This window comes from Pseudomonas sp. PDM03, from assembly GCF_014852385.1.
Classification (GTDB): Bacteria; Pseudomonadota; Gammaproteobacteria; order Pseudomonadales; family Pseudomonadaceae; genus Aquipseudomonas; species Aquipseudomonas migulae.
The window spans coordinates 37,202-61,203 of record NZ_JACVBM010000007.1; the positions used below are offsets into that span (position 1 = coordinate 37,202).

Sequence of the window (24,002 nt, forward strand, 5' to 3'; positions counted from 1 at the left end):
GTACCGGTAGAGCATTAAATGAGGTGGTGTCGTATGCGTGATCTACCATGCCCTTGCTGCGGTTTCGTAACCTTGGAATGCGAGTACGGCTTGTACGATATCTGCCCCCTTTGTGGCTGGGAAGACGACGCCGTCCAGTTAGCCAATCCAACATCAGAGGGAGGCGCAAATTCTATTTCCCTCGCTGACGCTCAGACGAGTCTCTTAAACAAATACCCAATAGCTGTTCGGCTTGCGGGGGGATTTCGACGAGGGCTCGGATGGCGACCGTTAGACGCCAACGATATTGAGGCTGCGAACGTACTTAAATCCGTCAAGCACTGGCACACCATCGCCGTTCGCTGGGAGTCAGAAGCCTATTGGTCAGTGACGGGAACGACCGACGTCACAGACCGCAATTACAGATGAACAAACTGCAGGAGCGAGCTTGCTCGCTCCTGCATCAACACTGCGCACATCAAGAATCCGTATTTATTTACTCCTTCGCTGTATCCAGAAAAGCAGCGCGATCAAAGCAAGTGCTGGTAGATCCACTCTGCAACGGTGGTGGTTTTGATTTGCCGTTCGGCGTTGTAACTCTGCGCTTTGTCCCAGGCGACACCTTTGCCCTCGGCAAACACCGCTCGGTACTTGCGCGTCGGATCATCGGGTGCGGCGGCCAGATCGGCCTTGAGCGCGGGCACTGTCCATTCGACACGCTCGACCGAGCGGTTCAGCAAGCGGTCGACGGTGTCGGCCAATTGCCCGTAGGTGAGGGTGTCACCGGTCACGTAGACAACCTGATTCACCAGCATCGGGTCGAACAGAATAACGGCGGTCAGCCGGCCGATGTCCTCCGGTGTGGTCACCGTCACGGCAGTGTTCCAACTGCCCAGGGCGCGTACGGTGTTCTGTGCCAGATTGACCACGCCGAACGCCGGCTCGAACAGGAAACTGGTGAACATGCCGGTCGAAATGATCAGCCATTGCAGTCGCGATTGAGCGCGCAGCAATTCGCGTACATCCAGTTGCTCGTCAAACAGATCTTGCGGGCTGCCCCGACCGATCACGTCGTAATCCACACCGAACTGCCACGGCACATAACGTTTCACGTTCGACTGCAACGCTGCGCGGGCGAGTTTGACTTGCGTCCCGCTACCGGCGACAAAGCCGAGGCAACTGATCAGCGTATCGAAACCACTAAACCGCGTGGCAAGCTGCTCTATGGAATCGTTCACCACATCGCCCGGCAGCACCTCGATACCCAGCGAGTCCAGTTCTTCGAGCGTTTGGCGTTTGTGCGCGGACATGGTATCGATGGCCGACGGTCGCAGCATCACCGTGACGCGGGCCTCCAGCCGGGCGGCCAGCTCGCGCAGTACGACCATGCCAAGCTCACCGGCACCTAGTACCAGAATATTTTCGGTTTTTGCAGGATTGAGCGGGTGCATCGACAACTCCCAATGAATGATCAGCAAAGATTGTTTTTCTATCCTGTCACCCTTGGCGAACGTTCAGAAGAAGGCACACGCGTGATACCGCATAACGAAATGAGTGAAGAAGAGGTGATCCGCCAGTCGCAAGCCGCGTGCGATGCACTCAGCGCCGAGGACGACGGACTCAAGCGCGAAGTCCTGACCCATGCGGGCAATCGCTGGTCGCTGGGTATCGTCCATACCCTGGGGAGCGCGGGGAAATTGCGCCACGCCGAAATCGGCCGGCGTTTGCAGGGCGTCACGCAACGCATGCTCACTCGCAGTCTGCGGCAGCTGGAACGTGATGGATTGATTGTGCGTTTTGATTACGGCGAAGTGCCGCCGAGGGTGGATTATGAGCTGACTCCGCTGGGGCGTAGCTTTTTGGCTCGGATGGTACCGTTGTGGACTTGGTTGTTGGAAAATGCGGAGGGTTTTCGGGCTGCGCGGGTGCGGTTTGACGGTGAGAACCGATCTGGCGAGACGTAAAAAGGAAAGGAGATGGGCGGAAGCGTTCGCCATACGTTCGCATTTGTGGCCCGGCCTCACCGACTCGTTTTGGCCGATTTCTACCTGACGGCAAGGACAGAATTGTTGTCGATTAATCAGCCCTGTGAACGCTTTATTGTCCCCGCGAGCGCTGCGGCCTCATCGCGTAAGGCATCAAACTTATTGTTCAACTCAACATGCCCGGGCTTCCAGGCAAAAGCGCCGTTGATGCTGCTCTGACCAAGTATCAGGTCACTGAATGAACCCGCTCCACCGTAACCTGACAGTAAGTATTCAATGCCGTAGTAATCAGAGTTCATCACGTGTGCTCTGGCCTTGCGAATCCACTGGCTCCAGTGGGTATCACCATCGCTTTCAAGCACGGTGGCGAGTTGATCCAAAACGTCGATCAATTGTTCGGTCATTGGACCCATGCTCCAAGTCTCCAAAACTGGAAAGCGTTTTTCCCTTGTACAACTACTGAAACCGCCGATGCAAATCCGGAAAAATGTCCTGGGCAAACCAGGCAGGCAGACCGGGTGTGACGATTCGGGATTTGGGCGTTTGGCTTTCCACCAAGCCAACTTTGATCAGCCGCGACAGCTCATCGATTGCCGGGCGTGGGGTAAGGCCGGTGAATGTCTTGAATTCGTTGCGCGGCAGGCTTCCTTGAGTGATCAGCGCAATCATCGCCGGCGCACTTTCCGGGCGAATACCTTGTTGTAGAAGTTTCTCGTTGTTGTGAAATGCGCGTATGACACGCTCCCGAATTTTGGACGGGTCTACCGCTGCGGTCATGTAATCGACCTGATCGTGACAAACCTGCAGCATGAACTCGATGAATTCGAAATAGCGTCGCTGAGACAACTGACCGCGTCCGTCCAGATCACCCTCTCTTGGGCGGTCGGCCATGGTCAGGGCTGCGTAGTAATTCTGGTGTTGCCTTGCAAGGCCCCGAGACAGCGACCACAGAGTTGGTTTCAGTCCCAGGCTCACCAATTGAAGATGAGTGACCAACCGGGCAACGCGACCATTCCCGTCCGCGAAGGGATGAATCCAGGCAAGGCGATGGTGGTAGGCAAGCGCAGCAATCAGCTGGCGACGGGAATCTGTCTGCCGCCCGAATCCGGCCTGAAGGTGCTGCAACATTCCGTCTACAGCGCGAGCGTCCGGAGCATCATGATTGCCAACGACAACGTTCTGACCTGTGATCGATCGCAGGATGCCGGGCTGCATGACCGAGCCATCTGACAACGTGCGCTCCGCGTCACTGGCGCCGCGAAAAAGCCGTTTGTGTGTCGTGCTCACAAGCTCGGGCGCAAACATGTCACCCCAGTCGAACGGTGCACGCTGGCGCAACGCCCGTTCGAGCAACGCTTGCACCGCCATCTGTTCAACCGCGAGGTTTTTGAGCTGCTTGCGGTCTTTGACCGGCGCCGCTTGCGCTCTCTGCATCTCGGCAGGCTCGGTGTATTGCCCTTCGATCAGGTTCGAATAGTACGTATTGGTGATTTGCAGGAGACGGCCGAGGCGTGCAGCGGTTTCGGACGGCAAGCGGCCCGCTAGAAATTGTGTCTTTCTAGGCAGCGCATCCGCGAGCGCAATGATCGACTGAGGCAACGTGTCAGGGAGAATGGGGTCGAGCCAGGTTTTTGATGTGATCAGGGACATAGCGGTTTTTACCGTATCAAAGTCTTCACATTTTATTTCACATACTGACTTGATGAACAAGCGCTAATTTATTGGGCTGTAGAGGTTTTCTTGGAGCTTTAGCGAAAATTATCTTCACATTTTATTTCACATATTTTTTGTGGGGGTCGCTTCGGCCGACTGGCTCACAAATGGATCCTTCGCCGTGCTGACGCGTAGATTGCAACTGCCGAAAAACGGGTGCGCATTCGCAGCCATATCAGGCGGGAGCACAAACTGTAGGAGCGAGCTAGCTCGCGACGGACCAAAGAACCCCGCGTTACTCCAGGAACCCCGCGGCTACGTTCAAGACCATCGCGAGCAAGCCCCGGCAGCTGAGTCGACCTGTGCGGCGGGATGGGTAGTGCCAGTCATGGGGACTATGCTGTTGCTGGACCAGTTCACGGTTGAATAGACTGCCTTCTTTGGCGTCTCGCGAGCAGCGTCACGTCTACTTCTTGATTGTTTTTTGTCCTTGGGAATATCTGGCCTGTCGTATGGCCGCCCTCAGGTACCACTATGAACCGCCGACACGTTATCAGCTGATTAGAAAGATGGAGCTTCTGTGATCCCGGGATATCGCACCCGCATTTACCGTTTCATCGGTGCACTGTTATTCCTGTTCGTTGCTTTTGTGTGGGCTCTGGATCTATATAACGCTCTGACCACTTGGCAACTAGACGCATTGACAGGGCCTCGTCGAAACACGATTAACGAACACCTTGTATTCGACGAACAACCAGAGCGCTTCGTTTTCTATCTGCTGCAAAAAGCCTTGTTTTTCTTTTTATCCGTCGTAGTAGGGCTCGGTATGCTATGGGAGGCTCTGTGGGGGCGACGGGCGTACAAGCACCGGCAATAACGGCAGTTTGCTCACCGTTTGCGGTCCGAACCTTTTTGGATGTCTGATATTGCTCGTGCGTCTACATTTTGATTTTGATGAGAAATCAATCTGTCTCCTTTACAGTTGAAAGCGCTGTTTGGCCAACATTACCTATCGACCCCAATCGCACATAAAAAGAGAGCTAGCGTGGTCACATTCAACTTTTTTTTGAACAGCGTAGGTTTGGATTTATCAAGGGGCCGTCTTGTACGGCATCAGGACCAGCGCGCATCGCGCGGAAAGACACCTTACGATCTCTGGGTTGCGGGTGATGGGCGATTTGACGAGTACCAATCCATCCAAGCAAGAGACGTCTTCAGCAATGCTGACTGGGTGGCAGCGTTTGTCGCTACAACGCTTAACGAAACGCTGTTCGTGGGTCTTTACCGGGTTGTCGGTCAATCCACCGTCCCTTTGGGAACGAAGGATCCAGTGACTGGCGAAGATGTCAGCGGATTGCACCTGTATGACCTGCAACCCGATGACAGTCTTTGCGACTACACAGGGCGACTGGTGATTGAATGGGGACCTGGATTGCGCAGTTGGGTGCAGCGGGCTGATAACCAGGATAAAAAAGTGTTGGAAATGCGCCGAGTCGCGATCGAGCCGCAATTCCCCGGATTTGGCTCGTTTCGGTGGCCTGTTCGAGAACTGAGTTCGATCCCAACCTCTTGGCGCACAGCGCTGTCAGTGGTTCGGGGTGTGTATGCGTTGACGTGTCTTAAAACTGGCCGACTTTATGTGGGCTCTGCTTACGGCGCGGACGGTTTCTGGGGGCGGTGGCAGGAATATTTTGCGACCGGCCATGGCGGAAATATTGGGCTGAAGGCGCTGGAAGAACACGATTTTCAAGTCGCAATACTTGAGGTGTCTTCATCCGCTGCGGGAGAGACGGAGATCATCGCCAGAGAAGGGGAGTGGAAGGAAAAGCTACTGACGCGGCGGTTTGGACTCAATATCAATTAACCGCAAGTTTTGAGTCGGCCGAATCGCATTGAGGTTGGGACCGACTCGCGTTACACCTCGCAGAAGAACGGGCGCCGACAAGGCGCCCGTTTTTGTTTACTCCTTTGCCTGGGCGCGTAATCGTCGGCCAATCACATCCATCAAGTCACAACCATCGCGCAACGGAATGGCCAGCAGTTTGGAGAAGTCCGACAACACCACCGTGTCGCAACCAATCTCGGCGCGAAAGGCGATGTTCTCCAACACCTGAGTAACTGCGCGAATTCGGTAGTCAGCGGCGGCTTGCAATACGTCGAGGGGAGCTTCTGTGTCGAAGAGCAGGGAGGCCGGGACCAGGTCGATTCCGGTGAGGGGCATGTATCGATTCATTTGAAGATCTCTGTTTGATTGGCTCAAAAGCCGTCAGCCAGTCGTCGTCAAACGATTGGGTGGTAGCTGTGGGCAGGTTGGCGAACCTTCAAAGAGAACACCGGCAGACCCGAAGGTGTCCCTCGCACATCTGTCAAAGACAGCTTCGCGCATACGAAGCGCAGCACTTTTGTATCCGATCAATCAGCACACAGTATGATTTTATGGCATATTGCCACCCTGGTGGCGATATGAGCTCAGTGTGCCACTGTAAAGTTTGCTGGTTTAAACCAGAGAGCATGCGTATTTGCTTATTAAACGGGAAATTGGAGTGGTCCAGTCCAATTTACTAGCTGTTGGATAGAAACAGGAATGTTGAGATGGCTAGTCGGAACTACGCTACACGAATGTCTTGCTTTTCATTAATTTCTTCTATTGAAACTGATTTGCGAAATATTATAGCCTCCCAAAGCACGAAGGATTTTAGTGGTGTCCTTCCGGAAGATGTTGAAGCTTCAGCTCGTGCGAGATATTCGGAGCACAAAAAAGAAATTACTCCCAAGGATATAGACCTTTCAGAACTTCTTGATTTTATAGATTTTTACGATCTGAGCAAAATTTTAAATAAGATTTCTGATTCTCAGACAGCATTTTCAAAGAGTGATTTGAAATTAATTACTAGTGAGCTTGAGAAACTGTCGAAGTGTAGAAATAGAGTCTGTCATTCTCGGCCATTAGAACCAAATGACTTTATCGATCTTTTAGATTTTACGCAGGAGTTGTTAGGTAAAGGTGATCGGCTTGATTGGAAAAACATAAATGAAGCACGAAAAAACCTCGATAATCCGTCATTTGCTTTGTCATTAAATATTCCGGATTTCTGGAAGTCGTCAAAAAAATCTATTTATAATAATTTGCCTTTGCCCGAATTTGACGAGACGGGGTTCATGGGGCGGGATAAAGATAGGAAGTCACTAAACAAGCTCTTGGTGTCAAACACAAAAGTTATTTCTATTGTCGGTGAGGGCGGTATAGGGAAGACTGCCCTGGCGCAACGTTGTCTTTATGATATTCTTGAGTTGTGTGAGGATGAAAGTTCAAGTCAGCCATTGTATGATATTATTGTTTGGGTGACATTAAAAACCAATAGACTAACGACTAGTGGTGTCGAACAAATACATAATGCTATTGGTTCTAGTTCAGGGCTTTTTCAGAACATTTCAAAAGCTTTAGGGGGTGTTCCAGAAAGTCTGGAATCATCGTTGAGTGAAATTTCGGAGTATATGTCCGAATTTAAGACTTTGCTTTGTATTGATAATCTTGAAACAATTTCCTCGTCTGAGGTTAGAGATTTTCTAGCAAATATACCCAACAATTCTAGGGTGCTGATCACAACACGAATGGGGTTGGGGGAAATCGAGTATAGATACAAACTCGACAAGTTAGACGATAAGCCTTCGATTGAGTTAATGCGAAACATGTCAAGACTGTTGAATCTTGATATGCTTGCTAATAAGAAAAATGAAGCCCTCAAGCAGTTGTGTACCAGATTATATAATAATCCGTTGTTGATAAAATGGTATGTTCTTGCTGTCGCTGCTGGTAATAGCCCGGCAGATCTAATAAATAAAGAAAGTGTAAATTTCAAGGATGCACTTCGATTCTGTTTTGAGAATCTCTATGATAAGTTAGGCCCAATAGAAGCTAGGGCTATTTCAATAATCGCATGTTTGCGGAAACCAGTTTCTGCAGTAGAACTTAGGTTTTTTCTGGAAGACGCCTCTGAAGTGTCAATTGAGGAGGCGCTAAACCAACTATACAATTCAAGTATGTTGGAGTCGACTTTAGATGCGAGTGACCAGGAAAGCAGGCTTTATTGCCTTACTGGCGTGGCGGAAGAGTATATAAATAGCGTGAGACCCGTTCCCGATGATATATATCAGCTCGTAAAGAAAAAACGTAAGGAGCTGTTGCGAATTCTGGATGAGTCTAATGTCATGCAGCATCATTACAATTATGATTTAAATGCGGTTTCTTGGTCTAATAGAGACTAGAAAATTTGTGCTATTTATCTAAAAAAAGCTCTTGCAGAAGCAAAAAGCGGAAACTATCCAACCGCTGAAGCGCACATAAAAACTGCCAAAAGTATAATGCCGGAATTCTCCGAATGTTATCGAATTCATGGGTATATATTAAAAGATAGCTCACCTTTCAAGGCTGAGGCAGAGCTTGAGAAAGCGGTCGAGTTTGATCCCGCTTCAGCAATTGCTCGGTACGCATATGCGTTGTTTTTAATTCATGAGGAGGATTTTGAACGGGCTGAAACGCAAATTGATAGTGCGTTATCAATTGATCCAAATGATGTCGCTCTTAAAACATGTAAGGCATGGATTTTGACACTGAATGGGGATTATAAAAGCGCAGCTATTCTTTATGAAGAGCTTATTCCTCAACAAAGTACAAGACACAGAAAATTTAGGATTAGTACGTACGATCAGGCGTCAAACTGCTATAAGAGAATGACAGCGCAGTCCTTTCGTGATGGTGATTTTAATGCGGCTAAAGTGAGCATGAGTAGGACGATTGAAATATTAACTAGGGCAATTGAAGATAGTGACTTTGATTACGGAACCGTTAATAAGCTTTGTTTGGCGTTAATGGATTCTGAGGTTTACTACATAAAAACTCGCGATGCGAGTATTTCGATAAATATACTTAGTACTATTGATTCGAATTTTAGCAAGTTTGCAGCTAGGTCAATACAAACATTAAAAGCTGGTCTCGAGAAGTACAAGGCTGTTTGCGAAACTGAAAATGCATATAAGGTTGATGAGTTGTTGCAGCGTATCACTCCTCCGAAAAAGACAATTTCGGGTGAACGTGTTGAAGGGACAGTGGTTAGGGTTGTAAATTCTGGATCGGGAGTTTCTTATGGTTTTATTTATAATTCGGAAAATAAAACTTTATTTTTTCATCGCAAAGAGCTTCAGCCTAATTCGATGCTTGATAAAGAATATTTAAATGTCAAGGTTTCTTTTGTGGAGGCGGAATATGATAAGGGAAGTTGTGCTTTGAGTATTCAGAAAGTTTGATTTGATACCTGCTATTTATTTAAGTAAGGACGGTTGTAGTCTGAAAAAAACGGACGCGGATAGCGTCCGTTTTCATTCACGCCTTCGTCTGCGCTCGCAATCGCCGACCGATCACATCCATCAAATCACAGCCATCGCGCAACGGGATGGCCAGCAGTTTGGAGAAGTCCGACAACACCACCGTGTCGCAACCAATCTCGGCGCGAAAGGCGATGTTTTCCAACACCTGAGTAACTGCGCGGATGCGGTAGTCAGCTGCTGCTTGCAGGACGTCGAGCGGGGCTTGGGTATCGATGAGTAGAGAAGCCGGGACCAGGTCGATTCCGGTGAGGGGCATGTATCTTTCCATAGGTAAAACTCCGATCAAGGCAAAGTTAAAGCAAAAGCACTTTAGAATCTCGATCGATCAGGTCGCCAAACCCGAGTCGCCATTTTGGCGACGGGACCGACTATATGCTTCATCAGAACAGCGGGGAAGGTGACGCATTCCGAGGTTTGTGTAGGAATTTTTATGCCGTCCTAGGACGCAATAATCAGCGTTGCTGAATGGATCGAAAAAAAATAACGCCAAAACATTCATTCAACATTGTTCATCCCCGCTAACGCTATCCTCTAGAATCCCAACTCCGCAGTCGAGACGGACCTCCACCCAATGCAAACCCCCACCACCCAAAACCCCCTCTGGAAAACCTACCTCCTTTTCCTCACCCCCATGGTCCTCTCCAACTTCCTCCAATCCATGTCGGGCACCGTCAACAGCATCTACATCGGCCAAATGCTCGGCACCCAAGCCCTGGCCGCCGTCTCCGGCATGTTCCCCATCGTCTTCTTCTTCATCGCCCTGGTCATTGGCCTCGGTGCGGGTGCGAGCGTGCTGATCGGCCAAGCCTGGGGCGCACGGGAACCGCATCTGGTGAAAACCATCGCCGCTACCACGTTGCTGTTGGGCGCAATCATCGGCCTGACAGCGGCGGTGCTGGGCAGCGTATTCGCAAGACCAGCCTTGCAAGGCTTGGGCACTCCAGCCGACGTATTGGACGACGCCGTGTCCTACGCCCACGTGATGATGTGGATCATGCCGTCGCTGTTGGTCTACGTACTCTTCACCCAACTGCTACGCGGGGTGAGCGATACGGTGTCGCCGCTGATCGCATTGGTGGTGTCGACGTGTATCGGACTGGCGCTGACGCCCGCATTGATTCGCGGTTGGTTCGGGTTGCCGATGTTGGGGATTCAGAGTGCGGCGTATGCGGGGTTGGTGGGGAATTTGTCGGCGATGGGGTGGCTGGCGTGGCGGTTGATTCGGCGGGGGCATCCGTTGGCGCCGGATCGGGAGATGTTTGCGGCGATGCGCCTGGATCGGGTGATTCTTGGCAAGGTGTTGCGCATCGGTTTGCCGACCGGGTTGCAGATGGTGGTGTTGTCGGTGTCGGAGTTGGTGATTCTGGCGTTGGTGAATCAGCACGGGTCGCAGGCGACGGCGGCGTATGGGGCGGTGACGCAGATCGTCAATTATGTGCAGTTTCCGGCGTTGTCGATTGCGATCACGGCGTCGATTCTTGGGGCGCAGGCGATTGGGGCAGGGCGCATCGAGCGGATGGGGCCGATTTTGCGCACGGGGTTGTTGATCAATGTGTGCCTGACCGGTGGGTTGGTGGTGTTGGGTTACCTGTTGTCGCACTGGTTGCTGGGGTTGTTTCTGACGGACGATTTGACTCGGGCGAAGGCCGAGCACTTGTTGCACATCATGCTCTGGAGCCTGTTGGTGTTTGGCTTTCAGGCGATTGTCGGCGGGATCATGCGGGCCAGCGGCACGGTGTTGGTGCCGATGGCGATTTCGATTGTGTGCGTGCTTGGCGTGCAGTTGCCGATGGCGTATGTGCTGGACGGGCAGTTCGGGTTGCAGGGTGTGTGGATGGCGTTTCCGGTGGCGTATTTGGGGATGCTGATGTTGCAAACGCTGTATTACAAACTAGTGTGGCAACATCAGAAGATTGAACGCCTGGTGTAGATTGGATCCTTTATTTCAATCTTGACCCTAATAAGTATGACTGTTTTAGTTGGAGTGGTGCTGAATGCGAGTTGGTCTCTATTGCAGATATCGTTAGTGAGGTAACAACTAATGGATCCAATAGACGAATCTAAGGCTTCAAGTAATTTACCAGGCCAGTTATCACGTGGCTTTCAGGGAAGTTGGGTATTATCCATCGAGGTGAGTTGTTTCTTCTGAACTAACCGTTTGTCGGTGGTTTGCACAAAAAATGAACATTTTTGCTTTAATGCCCTCTGATACTTCAGCGCGTCGCCATGACCCGCCCCTGCAGCTGCAGAAAGAGAAGTGGATCCCGAACCTCATATGCATTGAATGCAAATGAGGATTTTTTTACCTGAAATTCAGGAGCCAACAAATAACCGAACTTGATTTGCCGGGCAAATTAATCGGTTCAGCCGCGCCAAATCACTGATTTGGCTTGTCTTTTATCAGTCGGATCTCGTAGGGCTTGTCACGTGATTAGAGCCCCGCTGAACTAATGATTCGCACTGTATAATCAGTTGGAGAAGTACCGTGTCTATAAATACAATTATGAGTCTGGTCGAAAACAAAGAGTGTATGGAATTTGTGCGGTTGGGTGTTGTTTATGCTCACTTGGTCGCCTGTTGTGTTGCCATTGGTTTGGTGTTGACCAGTGATATAGCCATGGTTAAGAACTTGTTGAAGGGCAAGGTGTTTTCGGAACACGATAATGCGCATCTGGAAAGTCTCCAGACGTCTGTCGTTGTTGCATTGATTGCGTTGTGGGTTACCGGTATTGCAATTGTGGGTATTGATTATCTGGAGAAGGGAGTCGAGTACTTCATGAACCCGAAACTTCAAGCCAAAGTGATCATTGTCATGTTGCTGACGTACAACGGTATCTTGCTGCATCGCCTGGTGTTGCCAGCCATGCAAAAGGCCGGATCGCTGCTCAAGCTCGAGTTTAGCGCTCGGATGCTGGCGCTGTTCTGCGGCTCGCTGTCGGCGGTGTCCTGGATGTATGCGGCCCTGCTGGGCGTCGGACGCCCGTTGGCCTGGAAGTATTCACTCTCTGAACTGTTGATGGCGTATCCGCTGTTGATTGCACTGGGTTTCCTGGCAATGCTGGCATTGACTCAACGAGTGATAAAACAGAACGACGATGTGGTGCCGCAGCGGGCTGTTGCGAGTGCTTGCTAAGTTGTAACGTTCGCTGAACTTCCCGGACACCTCCGGTTTTAAAAAGAGGGCCACCCGTAACAGGGTGGCTCTTTTTTTTGCGTCAAAAGTTGCTCCAGAAAGTCGAGTGGTGGTTGTAGGCCGGCGGGCTTGCTGTCGTCCACCTTCGGACTGACAATCCAGAGTGACGGTGATGCAAACCGACAGGCGTGGTCGCCTGGGGAGGTTTTCCACATGAGTCCTTCATCGACAACCATTCTGCAAGACCGCGCCGATGCCGGTCGGCGATTGGTGGCGCCGTTGCTCAAGTACGCGCATCGTCCCGATGTCATCGTCCTCGCCTTGCCCCGTGGCGGTGTGCCGGTGGCGTATGAAGTGGCGACCGCGCTGGACGTTCGCCTCGACCTGATGCTGGTGCGCAAACTGGGCGTTCCGACCCATCAGGAGCTGGCGATGGGCGCGATTGCCAGCGGCGGTATTCAAATCCTCAATGAGCATACGCTGCGGGCACACCCGATTGATCAGGCAACGTTCGAGGCCGTGGTCGCACGGGAAACCCGCGAACTGCTGCGGCGTGAACAGGTGTATCGCGGAACGCGTGCGCCGGTGCAGCTCAAGGATCAGGTGGTGATTCTGATTGACGATGGCCTGGCGACGGGCGCTTCGATGAGGGCGGCGATTCACGCGGTGCGCGCACAGGCGCCGGCGCGCATTGTCGTCGCGGTGCCGGTGGCGCCGGTTGAAACGGCGGAGGCGCTACGCGGTGAGGTGGACGAGTTGGTGTGCCCGATCACTGCTGATTGGTTCATGTCGATTGGGCATTGGTACGTGGATTTTTCCCAGACTGCGGATGCCGAGGTCATCAGGTTGTTGGCGCGGGCGTGGCAGCGGTAGGGGAGTGGGGCGACGTAAACATTTGGGGTTTGAGAGATGGGTCATCCGTTACGGGGTGGCCCAATTTTTTTGGCTGGAAGTTGCGTTGATCTTGAGGCCGCCATCGCCAGCAAGCCGGCTCCTACAATGTCCGCGTGTAAACCCGATCCTTGTAGGAGCCGGCTTGCTGGCGATGGCGGCCTCACGGTTTACACCGCTCGTCGCAGAACTCGCTAACCACCTATTGACACCCACCGGCATCTGCGTGAATATTCATTAATCGCATGCGACACAATCGAATGCGACACTAAATCAAACCTATCGCAATATCGAGGATTCACCCCATGAGCAAGATCGAAAAAGTCCTGGCCACCGGCAAAACCCACACCACCGCCAGCACTGCCGGCAATACATCCGGCGGCCACAACGGCAGCCTCGACATCACCCTGTCGACACCCGGCAGCGCCAAACCTGCTCATGTGTTTGCCGGCACCCAGCCGCACCCGGCTGCCGAGCAACTGTTCGCCGGTGCATGGTCGGCGTGCTACACCGCTGCCGTCGGTCTGGTGGCTAATGATTTGAACGTGGTGCTGCCAGCGGACTTCTCCGTCGACATCGAAGTCGATCTGGGGCAAACCGGCCCGGCCTACTTCCTTCAGGCTCGTTTGACCCTGCGCGTACCTGGCCTGCCACACGACATCGCCACCACGCTGGCGCACACCGCTGATCAGATCTGCCCATACTCGAAAGCAACACGCGGCAATATTGATGTGGCACTGAACGTCCTCACCGTTTAATTATTGTCAAAGCATCGCGTGCGATAAAAGCGCACGCGAAAAACAAATCCCCAATTGAGAGCATTCATCATGAGCAAGATCGAAAAAGTCCTGGCCACCGGCAAAACCCACACCACCCCTAGCGCAGCCGGCAACACGTCGCGCGGCCACAACGGCAACCTCGACATCGTGCTGTCCTCGCCCGGCAGCGCAAAACCGGCGCACCAGTTTTCGAACATTCTGCCGCACCCGACCGCCGAGCAATTGTTCTCCGGTGCCTGGTCGGCCTGCTATAGCGCCGCCGTCGGCCTGGTGGCCAAGGAGCTGAACGTGACACTGCCGGCCGACACGGCGGTAGACATCGAAGTTGATTTGGGCCAGACCGGCCAGGCGTACTTCATCCAGGGGCGATTGACCTTGCGCGTACCGGGCCTGTCGAACGAGGTCGCAACGAAACTGGCGCATGGCGCCCACGAGATCTGCCCGTACTCCAAAGCCACCCGCGGCAACATCGACGTGACGTTGAACGTCATCACCGAGTGATGCACCGCACGACCGGTTCGACTTCGCCAGGCGAGTCGAACCGGCCGCCGGCCCGGGCAACATCGATAAACGTCAATTGGGCGCCAATCTGCTCTTCAGCCAATGTTCAAAACGTGTCGCACCCATGATCGGATTCGCCCCAGGCGTCAGTGACTGATCGTTGATGGGCGCACCGAAGTAAGGAACCGTGTCATCCGCGACGACCTCGCGCGGATCTTTGATGTGCCGCAGGTATTGGTTCACGAATTCAACGATTGGCCTGCGATCCGGTCCGGCGACTTCCAGGGTCTGGTTGTCTGGCGCTTTCAAGGCGATATCGGTCAGCGCCGTGGCGACATCGAGCGAGGCAATCGGTTGCAGCGCGGCAGGGGTCAGGTGGATGGTGTTGCCGTCTTCGCGACCCGAGTAGGCAATGGCACCGATGAACTCGAAGAACTGCGTGGCGCGCAGGATCGTGTAAGGAATGCCCGAGTGTTTGATGAGTTTTTCCTGAGCCATTTTCGCCCGGAAGTAACCACTTTCGAGCATGCGCTCAGTGCCGACCACTGACAGCGCAACATGGTGTTTGACGCCGTCGGCTTTCTCCGCCGCGAACAGGTTTTTCCCGGCCGTTTCGAAAAAGTGCAACGCCGCGTGATCCTCGAATGAGGGCGAGTTCGCCACGTCCACCACCACGTCTGCGCCTTTCAAGGCTTCCTTCAGTCCTTCGCCACTGATGACGTTGACGCCGGTACTCGGTGACGCTGCCAGCGCTTCATGCCCCAGTGCCCGCAGGTTTTTGCACAGTTGACTGCCGATCAGTCCAGTCCCTCCGATGACGACGATTTTCATGACGCGTCTCCCGTTGCGGTGAATGGAACACTCATTAAACACCTGCATGACTCAGGCATCCGGCGGGTAACGAAGTTGCGCGACAGGTGGTCGGGCCGCCGGTGCACCCATGGCGCAAACGGCGATTTTTTGCTTTAGTCCACCTGTGGCTGGCCTCTGTGTGCAGCACTTCACTGCACCAGGGCGTCCTGCCGGAGAATCCCATGAACCTTCGTTTCCCGCGTTCCGCCGCCGTGCTTGTCGCGCTCACGCTCGGCGTGTTGCCGTGCGCCAATGCCATCGAATACAAGCAGGTGAATGAGACCGCCAGCACGATCTCTTTCACCTACAAGCAGTTCAGCTCACGGGTCTACGGCACGTTCGGCAAGTTCGAAGGCACGCTGGATTTCGACACGGCGAACCCCTCGGCAGCCCACGCCGTGCTCACGATCGAACTCGACAGCATCGATGCCGGAAGCAGTGACGCCAACGAAGAGCTGAAAAAGCCCGCGTGGTTCGACACGGCCACTTATCCGAAGGCGACATTTGAATCGACTGCTGTAAAAGCGTTGAGCAACAACCGTTACTTGATCACCGGCAATCTCACCCTCAAGAAAATAACGCGCACGGTGCAAGTGCCGGTCTTGCTGAAGTCCCAGAAAGCCATCGGCATATTCGATGGCCAGCTGACGCTCAAGCGCAGCGACTTCAAAATCGGTGAAGGCGAGTGGGGGGATACGGTGGTTTCCGACGATATCAACATCAGGTTCCGGATGGTTGCGCCGGAGCAATAGCTGTTCAGCGTGCTGCGCAGTGTTCTGAATCACAGCGACTTTTCGTCGCTTGCTCTGCCATGGTTTTACTGTCATCGTTCGCGCTACTGGTAATCTTTCTTATTTGAGAAATTTTTGCGTATGCGCGATTTTTCCGTGGCTGATGACGACGTTGCCCGTCGTCGGCGGACCTTCACCGACCTCTATAGCGATCACCATTCCTGGTTGCATGGCTGGCTACGGAAAAAACTCGGCTGTTCGCAACGTGCGGCCGATTTGGCCCATGACGCGTTCATTCGCGTGCTCACCCTCGCCGAGCCTCACACCATCAAAGAGCCGCGGGCGTTTCTGGCGACCATGGCGGGGCGCTTGTTGATCGATGGCGCCCGACGCCGGCGGATCGAGCAGGCGTACCTCGAGGCGCTGGCGATCCAGGCGCATGACGCCGGCATGCCCGACCCCGAAGCGATCCATGTGGCGCTTGAAGCGCTGGAAAAAATCGCCGTGATGCTCGCCGGGTTGCCAGACAAGAACCGTGAGGCGTTCCTGCTCAGCCGGCTCGACGGCCTTACCTACAGCGAGATCGCGATTGAACTGAAAGTGTCCGCCAGCACGGTCAAGAACTACGTCGCTGGTGCGCTCGTCCATTGCTACAACACTTTGTACGGGGCGGAACAGCCGTCGTGACGAACATCCAACCACCCTCCGAGCAGATGATCCTTGAGGCGGCTTACTGGCTGACGTTGTTGCACGACGATTTGGCTACCGACGCCGAACGCGTGGCTTTCGATGTCTGGTGCGAAGCCGACCCGCGCCACGCGCTCGCCCTGGAGCGCATGCGGGCTTTGTGGGGCGGTTTTGACGAGCTGCCTGCCGCCCCCGCACGCGTTGCCCTCAAACATGCCTTTGCCCGGCCGGGCCCGAGAGTGTTGGGCCGTGGCGCCCAGGCGATTGCGCTGCTGGGTGTGTTGGTCTGTGGCTGGATCGGCCTGGACAACATGCCGGTATGGCTCGCCGATCAACGTACCGGCGTGGGCGAGCGGCGCGAGGTGGTGCTTTCGGACGGCAGCCATATTCAGCTCAACAGTCATTCGGCGCTGGACGTGAAGTTCGACGGCCAGCAGCGCGTCATCGAGTTGTTGGAAGGGGAGATGTGGGTCGAGGTGGCCAAGGACGCCCGGCGTCCGTTTGTGGTGCGCACTGATCAGGGGACGGCGACGGCACTGGGCACGCGCTATCTGGTGAAACGCGCAGCCGATGGTTCGACCGTGGTCAGTGTGCTGGAGTCTGTCGTTGCCGCCAAAGCCAACGGCGCCGAGGCGGTGAACGTCGCGGCGGGCGAGCAAACCACCCTCAGAGAGGGCCGGGAGCAAGCACCGCAACCCATCGGCAACGCCCACCCGGATGCGTGGACCCGGGGCTTGCTCAAAGTCGATGACCGCCCCTTGAGCGAAGTGCTTCAGGCCCTCGCCGGTTACCGACGGGGCCTGGTGCGCTACGACGAACGGGCGCTGCAAGGGCTGCGCGTCTCCGGCGTGTTCCGCCTCGACGACACCGATGCTGCACTCGCGACATTGGCGGACAACCTGCCGATCCAGGTCGAGCACTTCACCAATCTGCTGGTGGTGATCAAACCCCTCTGACACCCCAACCTGTAGGAGCCGGCTTGCTGGCGATCCCGGCAACACGGTCTGCCTGACCCACCGCCATCGCTGGCAAGGTTGAGGAAGGCATCAATACCGTTTCACCCCAACCTGTAGGAGCCGGCTTGCTGGCGAATCAGACGACACGGTCTGCCTGACCCACCGCCATCGCGAGCAGGCTCGCTCCTACAGGGTTTCGGGGGTTCTAAAAAATATTAATGCAAATCGCTCGCATTCATTGTCTGTTTTTCCGACATGGCCGTCATGGTTAGTAACGCCTTCCATTTCGCAGGATTTCTCATGTCTCGCTTTGCTCGTCCGTTGCACCCACTGGCGCTTTCAGTGGCGATGGCTTTTGTCGCGGCGCCGCTGCTGGCTGCCGAATTGCCGGTCGCGGGTTCACACACCAGTGCTGTCCGCAGTTTTTCGATCCCGGCCGGGGATTTGAGTCAGGCGCTGAACAGCCTGGCCGAGCAGGCGGATCTGGTGTTGGCCTTCGACCCTGCCTTGACGCGCGGTAAACGCAGCAATGGCCTGAGCGGACCATTCAGCACCGGCGACGCACTTGCCCAATTGCTTCAGGGCAGCGGTCTCAACGCCATCGCGCTGTCGGCCACGCGCTATCGCATCGAACCTGCGCCCGAGGCGGTCGAAGGTTCTCTGGAGTTGCAGGCCACCAATATCAACGGCGCGTATGCGAGCGAAAGTCCGACCGGCCCGGTGGCGGGTTATGTCGCGACGCGCGCGCTGTCGGCGACCAAGACCGATACGGCGCTGAACGAAACACCGCAGTCGATTTCCGTGGTCACCAAGGACCAGATGCGGGCCCAGGGCGCGGAGAATCTCAACCAGATCTTGCGTTACACCGCCGGTGTGATTCCCGAAACCCGTGGCTCTACCGCCTCGCGACTGGATCAGATGACCATCCGTGGTTTTTCCCCGGCCGTGTATCTGGACGGCTTGCGCATGCCGGGCAGTCGCGATGCCTCGCCGCAAAAAGACTCGTTTGATCTGGAGCGCGTGGACGTTTTGCGCGGGCCGTCGTCGGTGCTGTACGGGCAAGCCAGCCCCAGCGGTGTGGTGAACATGGTCAGCAAGCGGCCGCTGGATACGCCGTTCCATGAAATCGGCGTCGAGTACGGCACCTTCGACAAGAAACGCACGACCTTCGATTTGAGCGGCCCGCTCGACGACCAGGGCGTTTACTCCTATCGCCTGGCCGGTCTGTACGACGAGGCCGATGGTCAACTGGAACACACCGAAACCCAGCGTCAGTCCATTTCGTCGGCGTTCACCTGGAGCCCGAGCGATGACACGTCGCTGACGTTGCTGGGGCATTTCCAGAAAGACCCGAAGGCGGCTTCGTACGGCTCGACGCCGGCGTGGGGCTCGGTGTTGCACAGCCCGACCGGGCGTGACATCGATGTCGATTTCTATGACGGCGACAAGGATTTCGAGAAGAGTGACCGCGAGTATTTCTCCATCGGTTATTTGTTCGAACATCACCTCAACGACGTCTGGACCATACGTCAGAACGCGCGTTACCTGCGCAGCGAAGGCGTTTATCGCAGCCTCTACAACAGCAACCTGCGCGCCGATTACCGCACCTCCAACCGGTCGACCATTGCCACAGACGTCGACCTGGATGCCTACACCCTGGATAACCAGGTGCAGGCCAGATTCGACACCGGACCGGTGCAACACACGGTGCTGTTGGGTGGCGATTATCAGAACACCAGCACGGATACCAAGTCCGGTTTCGGCACGGGGCCGACGCTGGATATCTTTGACCCGGTCTACGGTGTTCCGGTCGTCACACCGGCGTTCACCACCGACGCGACGCAGCGTAACCAGCAGAAGGGCTTGTACCTGCAAGACCAGATCAAATGGGACAAGTGGGTGTTGCTGATGGGGGGGCGCTACGACTGGGCGACCAACAACAACAGCTCGATGACTTTGCGCAACAACGTCAAGACCAAAACCTCTCTGGACAGCGAGGCGTTCACCGGTCGCGTGGGGCTGGTCTATCTGTTCGATAACGGCCTGTCGCCGTACATCAGCTACGCCGAATCCTTCGAACCGCAGTCGGGCACCGGCTATGGTGGTTCGGTGTTCAAACCGACCGAGGGCCAGCAATACGAAGTGGGGATCAAGTACCAGCCACCGGGCAGCAACAGCTTTATCACCGCGTCGGTCTTCGACCTGCGCCAAAGCAACGTGCCGACGCTTGATCCGGATCCGACGCACCTGTGCGGCACCGGGCGTTGCCAGGAACAGAGCGGTGAAGTGCGTTCCCGTGGTTTCGAACTCGAAGGCAAGGCCAGCCTGAATGACAACCTGGACATCACCGCCGCGTACGCTTATCTGGACAACCGCATCACCAAGTCCAACAGCACCGTGAGCTACGCGCCGCTGACCGACATCGCCGTCGGCCCGGCAGTGTCGGCGAAAGGCACCACCAACTATGGCGTGCCGCGTCATACGGCCTCGGTCTGGGCGGATTACACCTTCCACGACGGCGTCGCCAAAGGCTTCGGTGTCGGCGGCGGGGCGCGTTACGTCGGTTCCTCCTGGGGCGACACTGCCAACACACTGAAGGTCCCGGGTTACACGCTGCTGGATGCGGCGGTGCACTACGACATCCCGCACATCAACAGCCTCAAGGACAACCTGCGCCTGGCGGTGAACGCCAGCAACCTGGCCAACAAAGAGTACGTGGCGTCGTGCTATTCCTACTCGTGGTGCTGGTATGGCGCACAGCGCACCGTTCAGGCGAGCGCGACGTATCAGTGGTAACACCCGCTGAGCTGACACACCACGTCGCCTGAATCGCCAGCAAGCCGGCTCCTACAAGGATCTGTATTCACCTGACACACCACCGAACCTGTAGGAGCTGGCTTGCCAGCGATGGCGGCGTATCTGATACACCGCGCAAGCCCCATCGCCAGCAAGCTGGCTCCTACAAGGATCTGTATTCACCTGACACACCACCGAACCTGTAGGAGCCGGCTTGCTGGCGATCCAGGCGGCGCGATGTCACTGACCAGACGTCAAAGCGTGGCCGTTTTAATGCACGGCAACAGGCGCTGTAACGGTCTTCCCGAGCGCTGAGCGAACGGTGATGGTCGGGCTCGGTGTCGGGCCGTTGCCGGTGGTGCTGACGGACAGTCTCCAGCGTGCACCCGTACCGTTCGGCGTGAGCGTCGCGGTTCCCAGATTGAGCTGGCCGCCCGTGGTCGACGCACTGACGGTGATGCTGTTGCCCGCTGCCCGCGAGGTCGTCCCGGTCACGTCCCAGGTATAGCGATTGTTGCTGCGCACGTTGACGGAAGCGCGGGTGACCAACAATGTTTCATTCACCGCCGCCGCAGCGCTGACCGCCACGGACACCGTCGCCGGTTTGTCCGAGACGGCGCCAAGGTTGTCACTGGCTTCGTAGGTAAACACCGCAGTGAACGGCGCCGCAACAATGGTCGGTGGCATATAGAACACTCGAATGCCGTCGGTGCTGACGGAGCCTTGGCCCGAATCCGGCTGGGTCAGGCCGACAACCTTGAGCGGCAGGTTACCGTCCGGGTCGGTGTCGTTGGCGAGCACGCTGATGGTCACTGGCAGGCCGTTACTGCTCGTGGCGCTGTCATTGTTGGCCACGGGTTTTTTGTTCGGGCCTTCATTATCATCGCCGTCAACGCCAGTGCGGAAAGTCGGCAGTGCCACGGAGTTGACGAAGGTGACGCCGTCCCAACCCGGTATCGGCGTTGGCATCAACTGGAACTGCCCCGGATGCTCGGAATCCCAGCGCAGCAGCATCGACGTGTCCTCGTGCTGAGTGTTGTGGCAGTGCTCCATGTAAGTGCCGGCGAACTCGCGGAATTGAAGCGCCACGTCGACATCCACTGAACTGTCGATGCCTTCGCCGATACGAAAGACGTCCTTGCGTGCCCATTTTTCCCATTCCGGCGGTGCCTTGCCGTCGCGACTGAGAATGACGCCTTCTTCGAAATGCACATGCACCGGGTGGTTCCAGCCATTGCCGCCGTTCTTGATTTTCCACACTTCGAGGGTGCCGTCGCCGGAGAACCCGGCGTCCGTGGGGCCGGTGGCCAGTTGCGGTGCGGCACTGATGCGGCGCGGGTCCATGGGAAATCCTAGGCCGCCATCGGTCTTGATCGTCCAAGGTGCTTCATCGGTGCCATCGGAGCGACCGAAAATGAACTCCCGATGCCGCGCCACGTTGAGCCTGGCCTGGTCATTCGGGGTGTTGCGATCGATGGGCAACGGGATCATCGTCTTGCCGCCAGGCACAAAGGCTGCCGGGTCCATGGCCACGTCCTGACCGCTGTAGGGCTGAACCAGCAGTTGCAGGAATTTGCCAACCACCGGGTCGCCCCTGTCCCATTTCGGGCCTTTGCTGGTTTGCTTGAGGACGGCCTTGTACTTCTCGGACAGCACGTCAGCCAGGGGGGCGGGCTCTTCCGGGCCTTTGCCGTCTTCGTGCACCAGCAGGTTGACGAAGTACAGTTTGTCGCCGACCTTGATCCCGTTTTTCGAGAAGTTGACGATGATGTCGAAACGTTCGGCGATGCCCATGGATGGCAGGATCGCATTGTTATTCGTCTTGTCGCCGTCACCATCCAGGTCCATGCTGCCGTCGAACGGCACGGCGTGTTCCATGATATTGCCGTCGTTGGCAATCAGGTGGAACGGCACCCGATTATAGGAAACCCCAGAGCCGGCAGGCCCCGGAAATTCACCGCCATTGCCGCTGATTTCCCGTACCAGCGCCAGCTTGAAATAGCGCGACACCGAGCCGTTGAGAATGCGCAAACGATAGCTGCGCGCGCGGACTTTCAGGCTCGGCTGGTACTGCCAGTTGACCAGCATCTGATCCCCGAGAAAACCGTCGGTGTTGAACGGGTTGAACCACAACTGGCCGTTCTGGTCCCAGGCCTTGTCGGCGATCAGCAGGTTCACGTCATAGTCGCGGTTGCCCCAAGGCATTGCCGCACCGCTGGGAAAACGCAGGTTGACGCCGTCCTCGATCGCTTCGTTGCCGCGATCCACAGCGCTGTAGTAATTCATCATTGCCGCATTGCCCTTGTAGACATTCTGCGCGGTGAAATCGAGCATGTGGTCGTGGAACCAGTGGCTGCTCATGGTCTCGCGCCAGTCGCCACGGATTTTTATGCTGCCGTTTTCGCAAGTCTTGAGGCCCGGACTGACATCGTTGACGAAGAGTTTTTCGCCCGGTGAGCAGGGGAAGGCTGCACGCGGATCCTGCGCCTTGGTGTTGATCGTGTCGTAGCCGGCCAGTTGCAGCGGCCAGCGATAATCGTAGAACTGCCCCGGAAAGAAAAATGCATTGGTAAAGCCATCGCTTTCAGCCGGCGAGTGCCCATTGTGTTCGTGGGTGCTGAGGGTGTGCAGGCCAAACCCGGCGTTGGCTGCGGGGTCGATTGGCAGGGCGTTGTAATGGCGCATCAGCAACGCTTGACCGTAGCGGACCATCAGCAGTTTTGCCGGCACGGTGCCGTCGAACGTCCACAGCGAGTTGTGATTCTGCACCGGCATTCTTGAATGAAAACGCACGTCGATACCGCGAGTGGTGCCCGCTGTCGCCGGGATGTCCGAGGTTTGGTAGTAGAGCCCGCCAGGGGCGAATTCACCCTTGTTGTAGTGGTGCAATTGTTGGGCGTCACGCAGGCCCTGATTGGTTCTGGCACCGGCTTGAACTGTCTTGAACTGAACCTGTGGGAAGAACTCGTTCCAGCGTTGATGCGACCAGCCTTTTCCCGGTGGCCGACCCTCCGCCGGCGAGCCCACCGGATGCCGGTTGAGGAAGGCTTCGATCTGCGCTTTCCACGGGTTGCGGTCCAGTACATTGGAAAACTGCGAGGGAAACGGGGACAACCCCGGCTGGCGCATGAAGGCTTCGAGTGCTGCACTCGACGGGCCGCTGCGAGCGACGTTGTTCGGATCCTGCTGGGGCGCCGGGCCGAGGGTTGGCACGGGGAATGTCAGCGTCTGCGGCGGGGTAGTCGGGTCGAGTGTTTCCGAGCCGAACTCTTCGAACAGCAGCAGTTGTTGAGTGAATGGTTCGGCCCCGAACAAGGGGCTGGGTTTGCCGTTGGTGGGGTAGTTGAACGACGTCTGCGCGGCGGGCGGCAGTATGTTGTCGGCACGCGGCGTGTTTCGGTCGCCGAACACGCCGTTGGGCAAGGCCTGGGCTCCTTGATTGGCCGGGGGCAGGTTTTTCAGTGCTTCCAGGGCTGCCGCAGGGTCGGCAGGCGGGTTATGGAAGGCTGACGGATCAGTCGGAGACGGTGGCCCGAAATCATCGAGTGGAGCAGCATTCACCGCAGACAGGCTGAAAGTCATCAGCATCACCAAAGTAATGCCCAGCGCCCGGAAAAAGCCGGGAGACTTGTTCACAGGAGCTGAGCTTTTCATGGTGGTTCTCTGGGGGCGTG

21 protein-coding genes are annotated in these 24,002 nt (G+C 55.7%); 14 read left to right on the forward strand and 7 right to left on the reverse strand.

The annotated features are described in order from the left end of the window. Positions 1-33 precede the first annotated feature (33 nt). On the forward strand, positions 34-408 hold the full coding sequence (locus IB254_RS29745) for a CPCC family cysteine-rich protein (protein ID WP_192417486.1): 375 nt from the start codon (positions 34-36) through the stop codon (positions 406-408). Between the two features lie 101 nt (positions 409-509). On the opposite strand, the gene IB254_RS12555 is transcribed toward IB254_RS29745, so the two are convergent. Next, entirely contained in the window at positions 510-1,430 is a 921-nt protein-coding gene (locus tag IB254_RS12555; protein ID WP_192417487.1) for an aromatic alcohol reductase, read from the reverse strand. Positions 1,431-1,529: 99 nt separating this feature from the next. Between IB254_RS12555 and IB254_RS12560 the strand changes: the two genes are divergently transcribed. Continuing rightward, entirely contained in the window at positions 1,530-1,943 is a 414-nt protein-coding gene (locus IB254_RS12560; protein WP_192417696.1) for a winged helix-turn-helix transcriptional regulator, read from the forward strand. 116 nt (positions 1,944-2,059) lie between these two features. On the opposite strand, the gene IB254_RS12565 is transcribed toward IB254_RS12560, so the two are convergent. Together IB254_RS12565 and IB254_RS12570 are read right to left on the reverse strand one after the other, a co-directional pair. Continuing rightward, on the reverse strand, positions 2,060-2,368 hold the full coding sequence (locus tag IB254_RS12565; protein WP_317848245.1) for a DUF6966 domain-containing protein: 309 nt from the start codon (positions 2,366-2,368) through the stop codon (positions 2,060-2,062). Between the two features lie 52 nt (positions 2,369-2,420). Continuing rightward, positions 2,421-3,614: a Fic family protein gene (locus IB254_RS12570; RefSeq protein WP_192417489.1), complete on the reverse strand. Its 1,194-nt coding sequence runs from the start codon at positions 3,612-3,614 to the stop codon at positions 2,421-2,423. Between the two features lie 1,048 nt (positions 3,615-4,662). On the opposite strand from IB254_RS12570, the gene IB254_RS12575 reads away from it, so the two are divergent. Further along, entirely contained in the window at positions 4,663-5,481 is an 819-nt protein-coding gene (locus IB254_RS12575) for a GIY-YIG nuclease family protein (RefSeq protein WP_192417490.1), read from the forward strand. A gap of 96 nt (positions 5,482-5,577) precedes the next feature. Here IB254_RS12575 and IB254_RS12580 read toward each other — a convergent pair whose 3' ends face one another. Further along, the gene (locus tag IB254_RS12580; RefSeq protein ID WP_192417491.1) at positions 5,578-5,850 is read right to left on the reverse strand and encodes a hypothetical protein; all 273 of its coding nucleotides are present in this window, start codon (positions 5,848-5,850) and stop codon (positions 5,578-5,580) included. Positions 5,851-6,209: 359 nt separating this feature from the next. On the opposite strand from IB254_RS12580, the gene IB254_RS29500 reads away from it, so the two are divergent. Together IB254_RS29500 and IB254_RS29505 are read left to right on the forward strand one after the other, a co-directional pair. Beyond that, positions 6,210-7,883 carry an NB-ARC domain-containing protein gene (locus tag IB254_RS29500; protein ID WP_225602339.1) on the forward strand — a complete coding sequence of 558 codons (1,674 nt, stop codon included), beginning with the start codon at positions 6,210-6,212 and terminating at the stop codon, positions 7,881-7,883. 96 nt (positions 7,884-7,979) lie between these two features. Then, positions 7,980-8,921, forward strand: coding sequence for a tetratricopeptide repeat protein (locus tag IB254_RS29505; protein WP_225602340.1), 942 nt, complete (start codon positions 7,980-7,982; stop codon positions 8,919-8,921). A 76-nt stretch (positions 8,922-8,997) separates the two neighbouring features. Here IB254_RS29505 and IB254_RS12590 read toward each other — a convergent pair whose 3' ends face one another. Further along, positions 8,998-9,270: a hypothetical protein gene (locus tag IB254_RS12590; RefSeq protein WP_192417492.1), complete on the reverse strand. Its 273-nt coding sequence runs from the start codon at positions 9,268-9,270 to the stop codon at positions 8,998-9,000. A gap of 303 nt (positions 9,271-9,573) precedes the next feature. On the opposite strand from IB254_RS12590, the gene IB254_RS12595 reads away from it, so the two are divergent. From IB254_RS12595 to IB254_RS12615, 5 genes are all read left to right on the forward strand, one after another. After that, positions 9,574-10,932, forward strand: coding sequence for an MATE family efflux transporter (locus IB254_RS12595; RefSeq protein WP_192417493.1), 1,359 nt, complete (start codon positions 9,574-9,576; stop codon positions 10,930-10,932). Positions 10,933-11,487: 555 nt separating this feature from the next. After that, on the forward strand, positions 11,488-12,135 hold the full coding sequence (locus IB254_RS12600) for a hypothetical protein (protein WP_008040595.1): 648 nt from the start codon (positions 11,488-11,490) through the stop codon (positions 12,133-12,135). A gap of 213 nt (positions 12,136-12,348) precedes the next feature. Further along, positions 12,349-13,008: a phosphoribosyltransferase gene (locus tag IB254_RS12605; RefSeq protein ID WP_192417494.1), complete on the forward strand. Its 660-nt coding sequence runs from the start codon at positions 12,349-12,351 to the stop codon at positions 13,006-13,008. Between the two features lie 323 nt (positions 13,009-13,331). Next, positions 13,332-13,784, forward strand: a complete 453-nt coding sequence (locus IB254_RS12610; protein ID WP_192417495.1) for an Ohr family peroxiredoxin — start codon at positions 13,332-13,334, stop codon at positions 13,782-13,784. Positions 13,785-13,853: 69 nt separating this feature from the next. Beyond that, positions 13,854-14,306 carry an Ohr family peroxiredoxin gene (locus tag IB254_RS12615; protein ID WP_008040597.1) on the forward strand — a complete coding sequence of 151 codons (453 nt, stop codon included), beginning with the start codon at positions 13,854-13,856 and terminating at the stop codon, positions 14,304-14,306. A gap of 72 nt (positions 14,307-14,378) precedes the next feature. Here the strand turns inward: IB254_RS12615 and IB254_RS12620 are convergent, their stop codons facing one another. Beyond that, entirely contained in the window at positions 14,379-15,137 is a 759-nt protein-coding gene (locus IB254_RS12620) for an SDR family oxidoreductase (RefSeq protein WP_192417496.1), read from the reverse strand. Between the two features lie 203 nt (positions 15,138-15,340). Between IB254_RS12620 and IB254_RS12625 the strand changes: the two genes are divergently transcribed. From IB254_RS12625 to IB254_RS12640, 4 genes are all read left to right on the forward strand, one after another. Further along, positions 15,341-15,910 (forward strand): YceI family protein, encoded by a 570-nt coding sequence (locus IB254_RS12625; protein WP_192417497.1) that lies wholly within the window; start codon positions 15,341-15,343, stop codon positions 15,908-15,910. Positions 15,911-16,030: 120 nt separating this feature from the next. Next, on the forward strand, positions 16,031-16,576 hold the full coding sequence (locus tag IB254_RS12630; RefSeq protein ID WP_008030859.1) for a sigma-70 family RNA polymerase sigma factor: 546 nt from the start codon (positions 16,031-16,033) through the stop codon (positions 16,574-16,576). 26 nt (positions 16,577-16,602) lie between these two features. Continuing rightward, positions 16,603-17,532 (forward strand): FecR family protein, encoded by a 930-nt coding sequence (locus IB254_RS12635; protein ID WP_192417698.1) that lies wholly within the window; start codon positions 16,603-16,605, stop codon positions 17,530-17,532. 300 nt (positions 17,533-17,832) lie between these two features. Then, positions 17,833-20,328 carry a TonB-dependent siderophore receptor gene (locus IB254_RS12640; RefSeq protein WP_192417498.1) on the forward strand — a complete coding sequence of 832 codons (2,496 nt, stop codon included), beginning with the start codon at positions 17,833-17,835 and terminating at the stop codon, positions 20,326-20,328. Between the two features lie 270 nt (positions 20,329-20,598). Here IB254_RS12640 and IB254_RS12645 read toward each other — a convergent pair whose 3' ends face one another. Beyond that, positions 20,599-23,982 (reverse strand): Ig-like domain-containing protein, encoded by a 3,384-nt coding sequence (locus IB254_RS12645; RefSeq protein ID WP_192417499.1) that lies wholly within the window; start codon positions 23,980-23,982, stop codon positions 20,599-20,601. Between the last annotated feature and the right edge of the window lie 20 nt (positions 23,983-24,002).

Excerpts from the sequence above, each read along its gene's own strand:
- IB254_RS12570 (WP_192417489.1), bottom strand. The coding sequence starts at position 3,614 with ATGTCCCTGATCACATCAAAAACCTGGCTCGACCCCATTCTCCCTGAC.
- IB254_RS29500 (WP_225602339.1), top strand. The coding sequence starts at position 6,210 with ATGGCTAGTCGGAACTACGCTACACGAATGTCTTGCTTTTCATTAATT.
- IB254_RS12615 (WP_008040597.1), top strand. The coding sequence starts at position 13,854 with ATGAGCAAGATCGAAAAAGTCCTGGCCACCGGCAAAACCCACACCACC.
- IB254_RS29745 (WP_192417486.1), top strand. The coding sequence starts at position 34 with ATGCGTGATCTACCATGCCCTTGCTGCGGTTTCGTAACCTTGGAATGC.
- IB254_RS12595 (WP_192417493.1), top strand. The coding sequence starts at position 9,574 with ATGCAAACCCCCACCACCCAAAACCCCCTCTGGAAAACCTACCTCCTT.
- IB254_RS12645 (WP_192417499.1), bottom strand. The coding sequence starts at position 23,982 with ATGAAAAGCTCAGCTCCTGTGAACAAGTCTCCCGGCTTTTTCCGGGCG.
- IB254_RS12625 (WP_192417497.1), top strand. The coding sequence starts at position 15,341 with ATGAACCTTCGTTTCCCGCGTTCCGCCGCCGTGCTTGTCGCGCTCACG.
- IB254_RS12620 (WP_192417496.1), bottom strand. The coding sequence starts at position 15,137 with ATGAAAATCGTCGTCATCGGAGGGACTGGACTGATCGGCAGTCAACTG.
- IB254_RS12560 (WP_192417696.1), top strand. The coding sequence starts at position 1,530 with ATGAGTGAAGAAGAGGTGATCCGCCAGTCGCAAGCCGCGTGCGATGCA.
- IB254_RS12580 (WP_192417491.1), bottom strand. The coding sequence starts at position 5,850 with ATGAATCGATACATGCCCCTCACCGGAATCGACCTGGTCCCGGCCTCC.
- IB254_RS12610 (WP_192417495.1), top strand. The coding sequence starts at position 13,332 with ATGAGCAAGATCGAAAAAGTCCTGGCCACCGGCAAAACCCACACCACC.
- IB254_RS12635 (WP_192417698.1), top strand. The coding sequence starts at position 16,603 with ATGATCCTTGAGGCGGCTTACTGGCTGACGTTGTTGCACGACGATTTG.
- IB254_RS12590 (WP_192417492.1), bottom strand. The coding sequence starts at position 9,270 with ATGGAAAGATACATGCCCCTCACCGGAATCGACCTGGTCCCGGCTTCT.
- IB254_RS29505 (WP_225602340.1), top strand. The coding sequence starts at position 7,980 with ATGCCGGAATTCTCCGAATGTTATCGAATTCATGGGTATATATTAAAA.
- IB254_RS12605 (WP_192417494.1), top strand. The coding sequence starts at position 12,349 with ATGAGTCCTTCATCGACAACCATTCTGCAAGACCGCGCCGATGCCGGT.
- IB254_RS12555 (WP_192417487.1), bottom strand. The coding sequence starts at position 1,430 with ATGCACCCGCTCAATCCTGCAAAAACCGAAAATATTCTGGTACTAGGT.
- IB254_RS12630 (WP_008030859.1), top strand. The coding sequence starts at position 16,031 with ATGCGCGATTTTTCCGTGGCTGATGACGACGTTGCCCGTCGTCGGCGG.
- IB254_RS12640 (WP_192417498.1), top strand. The coding sequence starts at position 17,833 with ATGTCTCGCTTTGCTCGTCCGTTGCACCCACTGGCGCTTTCAGTGGCG.
- IB254_RS12565 (WP_317848245.1), bottom strand. The coding sequence starts at position 2,368 with ATGACCGAACAATTGATCGACGTTTTGGATCAACTCGCCACCGTGCTT.